This is a genomic window from Bacillus sp. FSL E2-0195 (assembly GCF_038003645.1).
Classification (GTDB): domain Bacteria; phylum Bacillota; class Bacilli; order Bacillales; family Bacillaceae_G; genus Bacillus_A; species Bacillus_A mycoides.
Genome location: NZ_JBBOPN010000001.1, coordinates 2041264 through 2058283, shown reverse-complemented (window position 1 = coordinate 2058283; position 17020 = coordinate 2041264). Strand labels below are relative to the sequence as shown.

The 17020-nt window shown below is 34.9% G+C and carries 15 protein-coding genes and 4 pseudogenes; 9 read left to right on the top strand and 10 right to left on the bottom strand.

Features of this window, described 5'->3' with window-relative positions; genetic code table 11:
• The first annotated feature begins 15 nt into the window (after window positions 1-15).
• A complete protein-coding gene (locus tag MHH59_RS10675) occupies window positions 16-753 on the top strand; it encodes a hypothetical protein (protein WP_340851186.1) in 738 nt (245 codons plus the stop codon).
• A gap of 329 nt (window positions 754-1082) precedes the next feature.
• On the opposite strand, the gene MHH59_RS10670 is transcribed toward MHH59_RS10675, so the two are convergent.
• The gene (locus MHH59_RS10670; RefSeq protein WP_002168501.1) at window positions 1083-1598 is read right to left on the bottom strand and encodes a DUF3231 family protein; all 516 of its coding nucleotides are present in this window, start codon (window positions 1596-1598) and stop codon (window positions 1083-1085) included.
• Window positions 1599-1943: 345 nt separating this feature from the next.
• Here MHH59_RS10670 and MHH59_RS10665 point away from each other — a divergent pair, with 345 nt between their 5' ends.
• On the top strand, window positions 1944-2273 hold the full coding sequence (locus MHH59_RS10665; protein WP_033733937.1) for a WGxxGxxG family protein: 330 nt from the start codon (window positions 1944-1946) through the stop codon (window positions 2271-2273).
• A 564-nt stretch (window positions 2274-2837) separates the two neighbouring features.
• On the opposite strand, the gene MHH59_RS10660 is transcribed toward MHH59_RS10665, so the two are convergent.
• From MHH59_RS10660 to MHH59_RS10640, 5 genes and pseudogenes are all read right to left on the bottom strand, one after another.
• Window positions 2838-3827 (bottom strand): ABC transporter substrate-binding protein, encoded by a 990-nt coding sequence (locus tag MHH59_RS10660; protein ID WP_001261484.1) that lies wholly within the window; start codon window positions 3825-3827, stop codon window positions 2838-2840.
• A gap of 679 nt (window positions 3828-4506) precedes the next feature.
• Window positions 4507-5049, bottom strand: a complete 543-nt coding sequence (locus tag MHH59_RS10655) for a site-specific integrase (RefSeq protein WP_078178564.1) — start codon at window positions 5047-5049, stop codon at window positions 4507-4509.
• Window positions 5049-5531 carry an ArpU family phage packaging/lysis transcriptional regulator gene (locus MHH59_RS10650; protein ID WP_144512368.1) on the bottom strand — a complete coding sequence of 161 codons (483 nt, stop codon included), beginning with the start codon at window positions 5529-5531 and terminating at the stop codon, window positions 5049-5051. The genes MHH59_RS10655 and MHH59_RS10650 overlap by 1 nt, the downstream gene beginning before the upstream one ends.
• A gap of 310 nt (window positions 5532-5841) precedes the next feature.
• Window positions 5842-5964 (bottom strand): DUF3983 domain-containing protein, encoded by a 123-nt coding sequence (locus MHH59_RS10645; protein WP_087944756.1) that lies wholly within the window; start codon window positions 5962-5964, stop codon window positions 5842-5844.
• Between the two features lie 153 nt (window positions 5965-6117).
• Window positions 6118-6698, bottom strand: a pseudogene (locus tag MHH59_RS10640) (DUF6944 family repetitive protein).
• A gap of 457 nt (window positions 6699-7155) precedes the next feature.
• Between MHH59_RS10640 and MHH59_RS10635 the strand changes: the two are divergent.
• The 4 genes and pseudogenes from MHH59_RS10635 to MHH59_RS10620 all read left to right on the top strand — a co-directional run.
• Window positions 7156-7299: pseudogene (locus MHH59_RS10635) on the top strand (DUF4183 domain-containing protein); the annotation flags it as partial.
• 307 nt (window positions 7300-7606) lie between these two features.
• Entirely contained in the window at window positions 7607-8728 is a 1122-nt protein-coding gene (locus tag MHH59_RS10630) for a BclA C-terminal domain-containing protein (RefSeq protein ID WP_340851185.1), read from the top strand.
• A gap of 484 nt (window positions 8729-9212) precedes the next feature.
• A pseudogene (locus tag MHH59_RS10625) lies at window positions 9213-9593 on the top strand (exosporium leader peptide-containing protein); the annotation flags it as partial.
• Window positions 9584-10345 (top strand): annotated as a pseudogene (locus MHH59_RS10620) (tyrosine-type recombinase/integrase); the annotation flags it as partial. The pseudogenes MHH59_RS10625 and MHH59_RS10620, both read left to right, overlap by 10 nt.
• 360 nt (window positions 10346-10705) lie before the next feature.
• On the opposite strand, the gene MHH59_RS10615 reads toward MHH59_RS10620, so the two are convergent.
• A complete protein-coding gene (locus MHH59_RS10615) occupies window positions 10706-10981 on the bottom strand; it encodes a stage V sporulation protein S (RefSeq protein ID WP_002035358.1) in 276 nt (91 codons plus the stop codon).
• Between the two features lie 531 nt (window positions 10982-11512).
• Here MHH59_RS10615 and MHH59_RS10610 point away from each other — a divergent pair.
• Window positions 11513-12097, top strand: coding sequence for a hypothetical protein (locus tag MHH59_RS10610; RefSeq protein ID WP_002127124.1), 585 nt, complete (start codon window positions 11513-11515; stop codon window positions 12095-12097).
• Window positions 12098-12291: 194 nt separating this feature from the next.
• On the opposite strand, the gene MHH59_RS10605 is transcribed toward MHH59_RS10610, so the two are convergent.
• From MHH59_RS10605 to exsG, 3 genes are all read right to left on the bottom strand, one after another.
• Window positions 12292-13902 carry a lipase family alpha/beta hydrolase gene (locus MHH59_RS10605; RefSeq protein WP_002127122.1) on the bottom strand — a complete coding sequence of 537 codons (1611 nt, stop codon included), beginning with the start codon at window positions 13900-13902 and terminating at the stop codon, window positions 12292-12294.
• A gap of 263 nt (window positions 13903-14165) precedes the next feature.
• Entirely contained in the window at window positions 14166-14375 is a 210-nt protein-coding gene (locus MHH59_RS10600) for a hypothetical protein (RefSeq protein WP_002085943.1), read from the bottom strand.
• Between the two features lie 249 nt (window positions 14376-14624).
• Window positions 14625-14777: an exosporium protein ExsG gene (gene exsG / locus MHH59_RS10595; RefSeq protein WP_000395678.1), complete on the bottom strand. Its 153-nt coding sequence runs from the start codon at window positions 14775-14777 to the stop codon at window positions 14625-14627.
• Between the two features lie 209 nt (window positions 14778-14986).
• Here exsG and MHH59_RS10590 point away from each other — a divergent pair, with 209 nt between their 5' ends.
• Window positions 14987-15901, top strand: coding sequence for an excalibur calcium-binding domain-containing protein (locus tag MHH59_RS10590; protein WP_340851184.1), 915 nt, complete (start codon window positions 14987-14989; stop codon window positions 15899-15901).
• 203 nt (window positions 15902-16104) lie between these two features.
• Window positions 16105-16812, top strand: a complete 708-nt coding sequence (ric, locus tag MHH59_RS10585; protein WP_078178748.1) for an iron-sulfur cluster repair di-iron protein — start codon at window positions 16105-16107, stop codon at window positions 16810-16812.
• Window positions 16813-17020 lie beyond the last annotated feature (208 nt).

The following is a 17020-nucleotide window of genomic DNA, read 5'->3' as shown; positions in this document are numbered from 1 at the left end:
GAAGGAGGAATAAAAATGTTCTATAATAACCAACCGCCTTACCCACAACAACCATTTTCCCCTCAACATCAGGAACAAAGATATGCCGAACAATATGAGGAGCAAGAGACACAACATCAAGAGCCACAATACGAACAAAATCCATACGCAACACCGCAAACTCAAGGAGCTGAATATCAACAAAATCCATATGACACACGTCCAAATTATGAATATCCTCAAAACCCATATGCAGCATCACCAACTCAAGAACAACAATATCAGCAAAATCCATACACAACTCAGTACACTCAAGAACAACAAAATCCATATGTACCGCAGCGCACCCAAGAACAACAATATCAGCAAAATCCATATGCAGATCAGCCACAACAGCCAATGTATCAACCAAACTCCGAACAACGTGTCTCCCCACCTGCACCACCAACTATTGATCCGACGCAACCACAAATTTTACCGCCTGGTCCAACATTCGATATTACACAGCCACAAATTTTACCACCAGGACCTATTACAGAACCAACACAACAACAAATTCAACAAGTTGTCGGTACACAGTTTTTACCTTTAAAGAAACCTGTACTAGATTTCGTAAAACCTTGGGTAGATTACGGTTTAAATGAAGCAAAACATACATCACATCAACACGCTTTAACTGAGGTTGCTGCAATTATGTTCTTAGTTGGTAAAGGATTCAACCCAACGATTGCTCATTATATTGTTGAATCTTGGGAGAAGAATGAGCAGTTTTAAGGTGGTTCATTTTATATTATATAAAACTAGAAAAGTGTCACAAATGCCTGTTATACAAGCATTTGTGACACTTTTTATTTGTTATATTATATTCTATTGCAAAAGGGGATTTCATATTTTTTCACGTGTTTTTATATTATTTGTGAGCAATATTTTCCCCTACTACTCACAATACAACTATAACATGCTAATTCCAAAACAATCGGCACATATACTGCCAAAAAGCGGTCACGACTCTGCCAATTATTTTAATTTGCTAATCGCCTTTATTTCCCTAAACAATCTCACTGCAGCAGCCATAAAGAATAAATTGAATTTTTATTTAAGCATTATGCTTGATCTGATTGTAGAACATGTAATGGAGGTGGAATAATCCAACCTTTTTTCTTATTCAGACGAAGTAATATAGCTCCAGCTTGTGCTTTTTTTAAATGGAATTGACCAAACATCATTCCTACATCCTCTCGTAGAGATTGTCCCATAGCTTGGCTACATGCTACTAACCCAGCAGCAAGATCCATAGAAACTTTAGCTGCAATTTCCGCATCATTAATACGAGCACCAGGAGGAATCGTTTCAATAGATGCAACTGGTCTTTCTGGAGGTGCTGGTGGTAATGCAACTCCATTCAATTTTAATATATTTTTTAATTCTTCAACTTCTGATTGGATATCATTCTCTACAAGGTTTTCTAAAAATTTCTTTAAATCCTCGTCTCCTGTGTGGTTAATAAGAACTTGATATCCAGCAATTGCTCCTTGTGCAGCTGCAAGGTAACTCCAAATCCCAAAGACTTCTCCGTAGTGCATTGGTTCATTTTGTGGATTTCCACTTAAAATACCCATGAAAATATTCCTCCTTAAAGAAATTAGACTTTTAGCAACAATACTTACTATAGAAAAAATTTTCCCAACCATGTTCTGGATTAAAGAAAATAAGTTCTTATAACTCATAAGGAACACCTTACCCAAATATAGTAATTACCTCTCATAGAATGTACCGTTACCAAAAATTTATTCTTATAAGGAATAAATACATTTCAATTAACTTAATCCATTATTATAAGTACTTTTAATAATAAAAATTAAAGAGGTTTATCGGAATTTCAATTCAAATGGTTTTATGTATTTTCAACCGAATATTGTCTAAAGGAACTGGAGACATTACTAAATACGAAAGGAGGGAAAACCATGAAGAAAAAACTTTCATCTATTTTAGGTGCCCTATTACTAACTATTACGGTTTTTGGTACAAGCGTCCATGCTGAATACGATGGATATAATACGAATAGAGTTAACAATAATAATACTACAACTCGAGTTAATGACTATAACACGAATAGAGTTAATGACTATAACATGAATAGAGTTAATAATGATGTGAGAACTCGAAATGTAAATACGACAAATGATTTAAAGGATAATCGTAATAAAAATAATAATTGGACTTGGCTTGGTTTATTGGGACTACTAGGATTATTTGGTCTTAGAAAAAAAGACAAAGATCCAGAAACACGTTAATGTAGAACATTGTATTTAATTTTAAAAGATATTTATTTATCAAAATAATACAAAATGAATCGCCTTTAATAAGGCGATTTTTTATTTTTTAAAATCAATAAGAATCACAATAAACAGATGCAATTAATCGGAAACAATGAATTTCTTAACTTAATAGTAATAGAGCATTACATCTATTTGACGAACTACGCTCCTTTTTTATGCCTTTTCTTCACTTACCCATATCTTATATTGTGTGTAACTGAGTCTATCACTAAATCCCTTGCTATCATTAACTTTATAAAACCTTTTCTTTTGAGTTACACAGTACGAAATTTATGAGTAACTGTATAGGGATACCACCACATGCCCATCAAGCTAAAGTTTTATTACACCCCCAGAACGAAATTTTTAGGCTTTCTTGTAACGAAAAAGCTTATTAATCGTTTTGGGGGTGACCTGTTTTCTTAGGTTGATGGCAATGTGGTGCTACCCCTTCAAAAGTTTCCATTAAAAAATAGTAAAAGCCGGAAAGTATTTTTATACTCTCCGGCCTTACTATAAAAAAATTAAGAAGTTGAAACCTTATTTGCTAAGCATAATTTTCTCAAGTTCATCTAACATTTTGTTAGCTGCAATTACACCACCAGCAGTATTCCAAACTGCATCACTAACTTCATGTGCATTTCCATTTTTAACAGCATTTAGATTTTTCCAAAGAGGATCGCTTGTCATTTCTTTTGCTTTATCTAAAGCTTTTTGATCATTTTCTGGCGCATATGTAAAGTAAAAAAGAACATCTCCATCCATTTTAGGAATCATTTCTTTTCCTACATCTATAGCAAGGTTGCCAAATTTACTGTTAGCAGTAAAAAGCTCTTTTTGCTGTTTCACACGTTTAAAACCTAATTGATCAAAAATAACTCCAGAAAAAGAATCTGTGTAATAAATACGAGAAGTTCCAGCCATGAAACGGACAACAGAAACTTCTTGATTTACTTTATCACCTAATTTTTGTTTTACACCTTCTAGGTGTGCATCAAATTTGCTTAATACTTTGTTGCCTTCTTCTTCACGATTTAAAGCTTTTGCATATAATTTAAAGTTTTCCTTCCAATCGCCTCCTAGTGTATCTGAAAATACTGTTGGAGCAATTGCGCTTAATTTATCGTACACCTTTTCTTGGCGTACCTTATTACCAATAATTAAATCAGGTTTTAACGATGCAATTTTCTCTAAGTTGACTTCATGTTCAACCCCTACAACTTTAACATCTTTCATATCGCTTTTAATATGATCGTACCATGGATCCCCTAGCCAAGATTTCACAGCACCAACAGGCTTTACTCCCATTGATAAAATCGCTTCTGTTCCTTCGTTAGTTAAAACAACAACGCGTTTAGGAGTTTTTGTGATCTTTGTTTCACCCATAGCATGTTTAACGGTATAACCTTGTACTTTGTTTGATTTTGACTCTGTTTTTTCTTTTGACACTTCATTGCTACCACAAGCAGCTATGAACACTAAAAAAAGAGCTGACAATAAACTAAGTATCGTCTTTAAATATGTACGCATAGTAAGTCCTCCGATAAGTTCGATAATGATTTTCATTATTAATACTGATGTATAAATTAATAAACTGTCAATGATATTTTGTCAGATATTTAAAAAATGCATTGAAATATCTGACAAAATATAAGAAATCAGCTAGATAGGAATACGGAAATGATTCAAAGAATAACCTTCCACATCTGAAAGTTTTTCAAATTTGGTGGGTCCTTTATATTATACTTTGGCCTATAGTTTCCTATAAGAGTCCCGCCCCATAGCCATCAAGCTAAAATTTTATAGTACCCCCAGAACGAAATTTTGTGCTACTTGTAACAAAAAAGCACATTTTTTCGTTTTTGGGAGCAACCAAATTCTTAACTTGATGGTGATGGGATACCACCAATATTTTGCAAAATAACCTACGCTATTTGGAAAAATAAAATAAGCGCCCATGTGGACAGCTTATTTACATAATTATCGTTATTGGTAGCAAGGAAAAAGTGGCCCCTTACTCTGACAAGGGAACCTCCTTTTTTGTTCTACGGATTTATGCATTATTTTATACATCCCTATCCTGGCGCGGGTTTTCGGGTTCTCGTTTGTTACTGGATTAGTCCAAAACTGTATAAAATTTTGTATGCTCTTAGCGTGGGGGGGCAAAAATGCTGGCGATACCCCTAAATTTAAAAGAAAAAAGCAATGCTTAGATTTTAAACCTAGTCATTGCTTTATCCATTGCATCTTGGTTTACACCTATATAACGTAACGTGACCTTCTCTGACGAGTGATTGAATATCTCCATGAGTAATGCTATGTTTTTCGTTTGCATGTACATATGATACCCGTACGTCTTTCTTAACGTATGTGTTCCTATCTCATCTAATCCAAACTCTGCCGCTGCTCCAATTAATATCTTATATGCCATGCTACGACCAATTGGACGATTCTTCCCTTGTCTACTTTGTAGTAAATACTCATTGTCTTCTCTTTCTTCAATAAACCATTTAAGTTCTCTTTTTAATGCTGCAGTAATTTGAATACGTTTTTGTTTGCCTGTCTTCTTTTCCCGCATAGATATATGACTAACTTTTACGTCACTTACTTTCAATTTTAAAATATCACTAATTCGCAAACCTGTATTAATCCCCATGATAAACAGAATATAATTACGATCACTTTTGTCCTTGAAGTACTCCTTTAAATACTGTATTTGTTCTGAATCACGTATTGGCTGAACAAAATTCATTATTCATTACCTCCAGTCTCTTCTGTCTCGTAAACTTCTAATCCAAGTGCAAAAGCGAGCTTATAAAAGGCTTTAGACTTCCAACGTCGATAAGTACGCTCTGACATTCCGATTTCGTTATAGACCATGTAATCACATACATCCTCTTCTTCTAAATAGCGTTTATAAATAATATCTCTTTGGATACTTCCTGCTCGTCCGTTTCCTAATCGATTTAGAAATTGATTAATACGTAATGACATCCTTTCAAGCCATTCTTCTCGTTTACTTTGTTGAATATTTGCTATAGCAACATCTTCTAACGGCTTACCAACTGCATGTGTAGGACCGTGCTCACGCATTTCATAAGAAGGAGTGACCTTCATTTCTTTGCGCATCATCCCAAATTGCCTATGTATACGTATGCTTTCCAACACACCTTCTAATTCCTCCTGTGTTGCTGATCTATCGATTTTTGGTAAGAAAGATAATTGTTTAGTCATGTAGAACCACTCCTTTGTATTTTTTTACTTTTATCTTAACGCTCCACGTCTACGTTCATAACGTGGTCCACGAACTCCCATTAACTCTTCAATTTCACAAGTACTAAATTTCTCTTTTCGTTTTTTCTTATTTTTCTTCTTTGCTTGTTTTGATTGCTTTTTCCACTCACGTAACTAATCCTTTAGCACCTTCATTTCCCCATCTCCTTTTTCAAAATAAAAAGGACACCTATTCTTAAAACAGCTTTAACTGCTACTTTAATGAATTGGTGTCCTCTAGTTTTCTAGCCGGACTGTATTCTGTTTTCATTTATTTGATAATACCAGCCTGCACAAAGATACTTCTCCAAGCTTTGTTAACTTGATATTTATCAACGGCTATCGCACGACGAGCAATAGCTCTTCTTATTTTCTTTTTCTTTGCATTTGCCATTCTCCTCATCCCTTTCATGCAAACGTCTCTCATTTCCATTTTGGAGCGTTTTGCTCCTTTTGATACCTATTACATTCAAAAATAATCTAAACGTGAATTGTACCTATTTTATAAATTCCTTTTCCCCACAAAAGGATTATTTTATTAAGTTCTCTATGAAATACTTTCTTCTATCTCTTGGCTTTCTTCTCTTATTTGACCGATTAATGAAACTACTGAACCGACCGCTTGGACCCAACTTCCCGTAATCACTATAAGCTGTCCATCCTCCTCATCGCCTTCCGAAATTCCCTCCACTTTATCCCGACTAGCTTTCAATTCATCTATTCCACCTATTGCCTGTAATGAATTGCCAGTTGCTTGTAACACATTCCCGACAATGTTATACGATTCATCTATATTGGAACTATCCTCTATTTCCCCACCTATTGATGTAACACCACCTAATGCTTGTATCCAATTTCCTGCAATCACTGATTTTTTTTGTGTTTCATCTTCAAATTCTATAATGAGTCCTGTTAGAACCGTTACATTACCAATTGATCAAGGGATATTTCTCCTTGTCCATCAGCCTCCAGACCATTCCCCGTTGCCTGTAATACATTCCCCCATACGTTCAAGTCTTTTCTTAATTCGCTGTTCAATCTTTTTAAAGGTGTACTCCCAATCGCAGCAATAATTGTCCCTACTGCAACAAACCAAGCGCCAACTATCTCCTTAATCGGATCATCCATTCTCAATCTATCCCGTCATTAATTTAGTACTTACAGGATATGAATTGGCACATCTTCATGTTAATGGCCTACTCCCCTTCCTCCTGAATAAAACTCAATATTTCGTCAATACTATACATACATCTAGAGTTAAATCCCTGTTTGGAGCAGTTAGCTTTTGCTAGCTGCTCTTTGTTTTTAAAAATGCACGTAATTGACTGGACACACATAAAATATTTTGTGTTCCTTTTTATATAAAATAAGTTAGTCGTTACAAATGGATAATCTCGTCACGAGAGCACTTTATTAAGTGCTCTATTTATGTTTTAAACTACTACAAAATGAAATTTTTATAAAAAGCTTTCTCAACACCTAATTGACGGAAATCATTTTCCTTTTATGGTAATCTATTGGTAATTACATGAAGGTTTAGTGTTTCCTTAAAAGGACCCGTCCCCTAATCGGGTCCTTTTAAATGTTCTCTACTTTTACGCTTTATATTAATGGCATTATTCAAACAGGCGATACTATTACTGGTGTGACTACTACAGCTGCTACTATTGTAGGCGGAGCCGTCCTAGATGGAGATACTCCTATTGCAATTGAATTTACTATAACGTAACTTTAGTTGTCTTTTTAGAGGTTTCATTAAAAGAAACCTCTAATTTTAAAAACTGACATTAACTTTAGTAGCAACTACATAATACAGTGCATATACTAGTATAGAATGATAGGAATTTATACTCACTCTCGAAAAGAGCACTTATATATAGTGCTCTTTTTGGTATGGAATGTGAAATAAAGGCTTGCTCTTAAAACCTTTTATGTAATTATTGTAGGTTTTTTCCTTACACCCGTGTGTCTGTTTACTCATAAGTTGTTAAAGTATAAATATACATTGGTAGTTAATTTATAAGGGAGGTGTAAAAATGAGTAAATTTAAAAAGAATTGTCACATACCCTTTCCATGTTCCTTTCCTTTGCCTCAAATAGGGCCTACTGGAATAACTGGAGTAACTGGAGTAACTGGAGTAACTGGACCTTCTGGTGGACCTCCGGGGCCTACTGGACCTACCGGCATAACCGGAGCAACCGGACCTTCTGGACCTACCGGAATAACTGGAGCAACCGGTCCTTCTGGTGGACCTCCAGGACCTACTGGACCTACCGGAGCAACTGGACCTTCTGGCGGACCTCCAGGGCCTACTGGACCTACCGGATTGCCAGGAACTGGTGGACCTCCAGGGCCTACTGGTCCTACCGGCATAACCGGAGTAACTGGACCTTCTGGTGGACCTCCAGGGCCTACTGGTCCTACCGGATTGCCAGGAACTGGTGGACCTCCGGGGCCTACTGGGCCTACTGGCATAACCGGAGCTACTGGACCTTCTGGTGGACCTACTGGACCTACTGGACCTACCGGATTGCCAGGAACTGGTGGACCTCCGGGGCCTACTGGGCCTACCGGCATAACCGGAGCAACCGGGCCTTCTGGTGGACCTCCGGGGCCTACTGGACCTACCGGAATAACAGGAGCAACCGGACCTTCTGGTGGACCTCCAGGACCTACTGGACCTCCAGGACCTACCGGATTGCCAGGAACTGCTGGAGCTACTGGGCCTACCGGACTTACAGTATCTGGGTTATCTCATTATGCTTATGTTTTCAATACATCAGCTCAAGTTGTTGCCTTAGAAGCACCTATTCTTTTTAATTCACATGGTAGAATGACATCTGGTTTTACTCATACGCTGGGAACTTCTCAATTAATGGTTCTTAATGCAGGAGATTATAAAATTTCTTTTTCTGTATCAGGAGTTGAGCCTAATCAATTCACACTTTTTTTAAATGGTGCTCCGGTTACCAGCGCAGTTTATGGATCAGGTGCAGGAACTCAACCAAACAACGGCCAAACAATCCTCGCTTTAGCTGCAGGTGATATTATTACCCTTAATAATCATACTTCCGCTGCTGCAGTTACTTTGCAGACTTTGGCAGGTGGAACACAAACAAATATAAATGCTTCGATTGTAATTGAAAAATTAAATTAATTTAATCATTTATTTCTTGAAACTCTGGCAGTAAATAACCTAGAGTGGATTCTTTTTTAACAAGCAGTTAGCTTTTGCTAGCTGCTCTTTTAATTAAAATAACGATTTTATTTGAACCCATTCACCAATTTCATACTTTTACATACTATAAATACTACCTTTCTATATAATGCACGCTCGTCATTTTCATTATGATTAGGCATAAAGAGTGCTCTCAATCAGCGCTCTTTTTTATTACTTTGAATACATTATTACCAATCCATGGAATACACAGGTTTCTCTGGACCAGTTACCTTGTATTCCTTGTATTCCTTGTATTCCTTGTACACAGAACCCGCTATAACTAGCGGGTTCTGTGTATTTTATCTATACAATAACTATTTTGTTTAATTTATAAAATACAAGCGCTTGTCCATTTCATTTTGTTCTACCCCTACATTTACTATTAGTAATAAGAACTGAACTTTTCAGAGGTGAAAATATAATGGACGAGTTTTTATCTTCTACTTCAATAAACCCTAATTTAGTTGGACCTACTTTACCACCCGTTCCACCATTCACACTACCGACTGGGCCTACTGGACCAACTGGACCCACTGGATCACTATCAGTAGCTTACGGAACTTTTTGGCAAACGGAAATCATTACAGTCCCTTTCGAATCCCCTTTTTCTTTTAATCAGGCTGACCCTATGGTGGGGGGAATTTCTCTGTTAAATCCAACCACAATTAATATCACACAAGCTGGGGATTATCGAATTTCTTTCATTTCCTCGATTAACTTGACTGTAGCCCTTTCATTTCCTTATTCGCCTACCATTTCTATACTATTAAATAACAGTCTGATTCCAAATTTCAAAGCTACTATGCTGAACTTAAGGAAAAAGGACTATCAAATGGTACAATCAGCAATATCCATCGCTGCCTAAGATGCATTTTCAAACATGCTGTAGAATGGGAAATCATACATGATAATATAATGAATAAAGTAAAAAAACCACGTGAAGAGCAAGGTGAGATGAAAACATGGTCGAGCGAAGAATGTAATCGATTCCTCCAGTATCTAAAAGAAAAAAATATTAAGTACCATATGTTCTTCTTACTTGCACTAACATGGAAAGATATTGACTTTGATAATAAACGTATCCTGGTTAATAAATCACTTGTAAAAACAGAAAAAGGACTATTTAAAGCTGCTACAAAAACTAAATCTTCAAATAGAAGCGTTAGTATCTCTTCTTTTGTTATAGGGAAGTTACAATCCTACTACTCTTATAAAAAGAAAGAATTTTTCCGCTGGGGTATACACTTGAATGAAGAAGCCTTTATTTTCACCGGCAATACGATACATTCACCCTTACATATAGATGCTCCTCATCGCTTTTTGAATGATCACTATAAAAAAGCTGGTGTTCCTCGAATTCGTATACACGACTTACGACATACTCACGCTACACTCATGCTTCAGGCTGGAGAACACCCTAAAATCGTACAAGATCGCTTAGGGCATTCCTCTATTCAAATGACTTTAGACAAGTATAGTCACATCACACAGAACATGCAGCAACAAGCAGCAGAAAACTTCGAGAGTATAATAAAATCTAATGAAAACACCTGATAAAAAATGAAAATACTTAATGTGAGCAAAATGTGAGCATCCAGGAAAATCACCACTTAGAAACCCTGATATAATAAGGTTTTCCATACTATCTCGTTGAATCTTGGGAGAAGAATGAGCAGTTTTAGAATTGTTGATTTTAAAAAACATAAAAACCTCAAAAATGCCAAATCCCTTATGTCACAAAGGATTTGGCATTTTTAAGTTTCTAGAAAAACCCGCTAAATATAAAGAGGAATTAAAAGTCATAAATCCGGTACAATACTGTATCCACGCCCAAGAAACTGTCAAATGAAATAACGTGTCTAACTTTTTGGAGTTTATTGACCTTTTCAAATCCCCTTATATTAATGCTCGCTATTAAGACCTTCTCCTTCTAGGACCTACAATTAATTTGATTGCTGTTCTTTCTTGATTATCGATAGTAACCTCTTGAAACGCTGGAACAAGAACCAAGTCAATGCCACTTGGAGCTACAAAACCTCTTGCAATCGCAATTGCTTTAATCGCTTGATTTAAAGAACCAGCTCCAATCACTTGGATTTCTACTTTGCCACTTGCTCTTAGTACGCCCGCTATTGCACCTGCCACTGAATTCGGACTTGATTTTGAGGATACCTTTAATATATTTTCCATGTAAGTTGCTCCCTCTATTATTTAATCTCTCTTTTCTTACTGTTTGAAATATAACTAACGTATCTTTAACTACTATTCGAAATAAATACAAACAATTCTGTATAATTACATTTATTCGATATTTTTTGCCTTCTTCCTGCACAACTACATAAATAAAAAGCGACGACTAAGTTAAAAACTTAATCATCGCTTTATCCATTTCTCTGTTTCACTAAAATGCTGTCCTTTAAATACTTCTCTTCTTTACTTTGGCGATATACTATCTTAAAGTTTAAATACTTCAACATTTTAAAACCTTGGATAGAGTTATCTGCTAAATATTCATCCTTTTTCTTCTCCAAAATTCATTACATAGAATATTCTAACTCCATTTTTTTGAAAACTATATTTCCTCATTAGAGCACTTTATATTATGCCAGCTTTTTATCCCAAATCTATTACCTTATATATGGACAAGTATACACGCCAATTGCTTTTCGATTGCATAAACTACTATGTGTTATACATTTATTAATAATAGGAGGTAATATATTGGGTTCATACTATCATTCTTCAAGTTCATATAAAAGATCTTCATGCCACTCTTCTTCTAGTTCATATAAAAAATGTTCGTGTCATCAATCTTCCAGTTCGTATAAAAAATGTTCATGCGACCATTCACATAAATCATCTAAGCCTGCTTACGGCACTTTTTGGCAAACTGAGTTTATAACTGTTCCTTTTGGCGGTTCTTTTCCGTTTAATCACGTTGGCCCTTTGGCAGGAGGAGTTTCCTTATTAAATCCGACTACTATACAATTTAGTAAAGCTGGTGATTATAGAATTTCTTTCATTTCAAGTATTAACACTACGTTAAATCCTGTATTTCCCCATATTCCAGTCATCACTATATTTTTAAATAATAATCCACTTGCTAATAGTCAAGGTGATTTCGCTTTTCAAATGAATACTTCATCAAATAACGAATGCCTTCAACTAGTTGGCGAAACTATTGTTACGGTGCCTGCTAATTCAACTCTTCAACTTAGAAATAATAGTGGTTTCAATCATCAAAGTATTGTAACTTGTGATAATGGTATAAATTCAGTTGAATTAACAGTTACAAAACTAAGTTAATACTATTCCCTCACATTCAGATGCTAATTCAGCATCTTTTTTATTGCATAACGTTTTTTTGATTCCTATCGTCCTCTTATAGAACATAAACTCCTATTTCACTTTTCTATTCATCTAATAAACATGAAAAAGTGCCGAAATCCTTCTTCCACAAGAATTCGGCACTTTTTTTATTAAAACCGATTCATTCTTTCCTACTTCTCCACATAAACCGATTTAACTATCGTACGATTATAAGGTTGTCCTTCCTTATTCATTCCTTTCATATCAATTGTAACGTTATATACACCTGGCTGTTCTATATTTTTCAAAGCACCTGTAAATGTAGTTGTATTAATATTTTTCGATTCATTTGATTCAGAAACTAATTTTCCATCTTTATTAATTACTCGTACTGTTACTGAAAGATCGCCTTTCATTTCTGGAGCTACAGGTGATTTTTTGAGTTTATACTCTGCTTTATTTACTTTAACCTTTGCCGGCATTTGAAGGACGAACTGAGCATCTTTTTTGTAATCGGTCACGATTAAATATGCATCTTTCGGCTGCTTCGCCATCATTTTAACTTGCCATTCTCCTGCTTCCATTTTATCAAATTTAAATGTTCTTATAGTGGCTCCTTTAAAGAGAGATTCACCTTCACCAGTAGATACAGCACTATCTTTATTTGTATAAACTTTTCCTTTTGGAGATATTAGTTGTATTTCTACATCTGAAGAAGCTGTTAAAATAGAAACTACCCCTTCTGCTTTTTTATCAACTGCGACAGTTTGTCCTACCCACTCATTTTGTGACAACTCTCCTCCTAAAATAGCTTGATTAGAAGTTGTGTTTAATTGTTCTACCTTATCCTCTGAACTATTACTCGGGGCTAATAAAGCTGGTACTGGCACATTTACTGTCCGTAAATATGGTTCAATTCGTGCGAAAACGGCTGAACCTTTTCGTATATTATCATGATCAAATCGTGAATCTGTAAATAAATGTGTTCCATATGGTAACTTAGCACTCCATTCGTTCACCAATCCATCATTAGAACCGTATGATGACAAATACAACCCGCCCATAGATAGTGCTGAAAAAACAGGTCCCCAGCTTGTCCCAGTAGCCGTATAGTAACGGTTTAATTTAGCTGCAGGATTATTATCTATTGTAGAACGAAACTTTGCCATTTCACCTATTTGCAATGAATATGTCCCATCATCTTTTTGACCTAATATAGAGGCAAGCCATCCTGCCCACCAACTATATGATAAATCCGCTAAATTGGATCCGTAATGCGGAGTGGCAAGAGTAATAACATTTCCAACAAATCGATTCGCTCCATATCCAACTAACGCAGCTTGTGTATCAATACCACCTTTACTGTGAGCTACAATATTTACTTTTTTGCCAAAATGATTATAAATCTCTTCAAGCTTTTGTGCTAACAATTTTCCATTGTCCCATTGGCTAGCTGATCCTTTGCCCGCGGCATCATATAATTGAATAAATACAGTTTGATAGCCTGCTTTCAAAGCATAATCGTACATATCATTCATCTCATGATATACTGTCTTTCCATACCAACTATCCGCATTACCATTTCTTCCTTGTACAAAGAGAATTGGTGTTTTATTCTCATCATAATTAGCAGGTTTCTGACCTAAAAACCATTCTCCAGGAGTAAATACTTCTTGATCTGGAAAGCCAGTCTTAAGTTCTGTTACAACCTCCGCGTGTACATTTGCACTAAAAACCAGCGGACTCATAAAACAAAGTACAATAAATAATGCGATACTCCTTTTCATAATTCCCATTAACATCCCCCTTTTTCTCCTGAAAGAAAACGCTGCCATTCCGTTGAACACCAATTGTTTTAAATCCCATTTAATCAATTACTTTTACGTTACAATATAATAAGAAATTAATAGCCGCATTCCTTTCTTATCAAACGTTATTCTCTCAACATTTCTTCATTCCTTTTTACAATAAGCGTTTTGAATATTTCTCAATAAAACTTTCTCTTTACAAAAAAAACTGCGTATAAAAGGTCTCTTTAATAACCTTTTATACGCAGCTTCTTTGTTTAAAACTCGATGATGTACTCATCATCATATTTATCGTATTGCAAACCCGCTCCTATTTTGAATTCTGTAACTTGATCTCTTAGAAATGGTGCATCTTCTATTTTACTAGTTGCTATTTCAATCCCATATTTTTTTGTTAAATGCGCTAATTCTATTAAAAACCATTCTCTTCGTAATACGACTGGAATATCATACGTTCGTCTTTTCATATATACTAGCACCTCTTCTATTTTCATTATTGAAAAGAATATCACTTCTACTTTCGATACACTTTTTAAAACTATCGTTCATCATCAAAGGCCAATGAAACATTATAGTATATGCATGTCCGTTTTAAACGTGCTATGGCAAAAATAATATTAAAAAACTTAAAAAGTCTTATTTAGTTTACATAAAAAAATTATGTAATAGTAAAAGGGGAAGGCTTGTCCCTCATCCTTTTACTATCAAAAGCTAAATTAAGAACATCTTGGTACACCTAAAGCTAAGAATAAACCTGCTACTCCCGCAGTAATCGGTACTTTTAACGTAATAACATCGTCTACTTTCGTTACTAAAAAGAAAGCATTACCTTCTTGTAATATACAAGTTACCAATAATTGAAATTCCATTTAAACCCCCCTCCTTTTAATCGATATATTATACTTTATGAATTCTACTTAAAAATGTAATAGGAAATATATCTATTTTTCCTCATATATAAAATAAATGTTTATAAGTCTATTAAAAATACTAATTTTCTAAATTTATATAAATCGTGTAATATCCAATAAGTTCCTATATAATCAATAGTGAAAATCTTACAAATGGAGGTATAAAAATGGCGATTTTGAGTAATATTGGTGCAGCTTTATTTTTTATTGCTTTTATTCTTTTAATACTATGTATTATTTCATTCTTTAAGAAAACTGGAAAAACAAAACAATATGGTCGTCCTACTGTTATTCTTTTTATGATTTCAATTCTCTTAATAGGAATGGGCACTACAAAATCTGAACACCCAGTCATCGATTTTTTTGCTACTTTAAGTTTAATTTTATTTATTTTTTTCCTTGTTCTAGCAATCTTATCCGTAATTAAAAAGACAGGTGTAGCAAAAAAACAATTTATTATCACTGCTATTTTATTTGTCATTTTTGTTGCATTATCAAGTATTTCAGCTCCTTCTTCTGAAAAGACGGCAGCCACTAGTAAAAAAGTTGCTTCTAACAATGCAGAACAAAAAGAGAGCGAGAAGAAAAAAGAATTAGAAAAGAAAGAAGCGGAAGAACAAGCTCTTAAGCAAGAAGATGAAAAGCGTCTAGCTGATGAACAAGCTCGTAAACAACAAGAAGAGCAAAAACGTCTAGCTGATGAACAGGCTCGTAAACAACAAGAAGAGCAAAAACGTCTAGCTGATGAACAGGCTCGTAAACAACAAGAAGAGCAAAAACGCCAGGCTGATGAACAGGCTCGTAAACAACAAGAAGAGCAAAAACGCCAGGCTGATGAACAAGCTCGCAAACAACAAGAAGAGCAAAAACGCCAGGCTGATGAACAAGCTCGCAAACAACAAGAGGATCAGCAAAAAGCACAGCAAGCTCAAACACAACCAGCTGCAAGTAACAATAGTAATGTAACTTACAAAAATTGTACTGAAGTTAAAAATGCTGGAAAAGCTCCATTATATAGAGATCAACCAGGTTATAGCTCTAAACTTGATCGTGATGGCGATGGAGTTGCATGTGAAAAATAGTAGTAAAAAAGAAGCTTCTAGTAAGCTTCTTTTTTTATTATCAGAAACTATTGCGACGAATTACCCTCCCTCTCCCTTTTATAAAACTCATTTTATTATTCTCAAAAATGACAAATAATAAGTGATTTAAATCACCACATTGATTTTAATTTATCGCTATTCTTGATTTAGATATTACATTTAAATTTTATGGAGGCATTCATATGAAGCATACATTTACTGAAACTTCAATTATCGGTGAGATTGTAACACAATTCCCGAAAGCTAGTGATCTTTTTAAATCATATAGAATAGACTTTTGTTGTGGTGGTAGTAGACCACTTATTGATGCAATTAATGAAAGAAATTTATCAGTAACAGAGGTAATCACAGAGTTAAATACGCTTTATAATAATACGAAACTATTAAACGAATCTGAAATTGATTGGAAAAATGCTTCTTATCAAGAATTGATTGATTATGTTGTAAATAAGCATCATCGCTATTTAAATGAAGAATTGCCACAGTTAAGTCCATATGTGACGAAAGTATTACGCGTTCATGGGGTAAGTCAGCATCATTTAGCTCAAATTCATAAACTATTTCATGAACTTAAAATTGAATTAGAACAACATTTAATTAAAGAAGAAACGGAAGATTTCCCATTAATTTTAGAATTCGAGCAAAATCCAACTGATGAAAACTATGCAAAGTTACGTAAAGTAGTAGATGAGTTGGAGAATGAACATAACCACGCTGGCAATATTATTAAAGAACTTCGTAAGGTGACAAATGACTTTACTCCACCAGAAGGAGCTTGCGGCACTTATCGCCTTGTTTACCAGCGCCTTGAAGCCATTGAATCTGATTTATTTGAGCATATTCATTTAGAAAATAATATTTTATTTCCGCGTGCAATTTCAAGAGCATAAATAAAGTGCAGGACATGAGTATAAATGCTCATGTCCTGCTTTTTCATTGTGTGAAAAATATTCACGCTTCCCCCGCCTTTTCACTGAGTAGCTTGATATAATCTAATTTATTGAAGGAATATGTTAGATTGCATTAAGGAGTTGTATTTATGAAAGAAAAAATGATTAAACAACATTTACGAGAGGTCTTCCTCTTTTAAGAGATTTC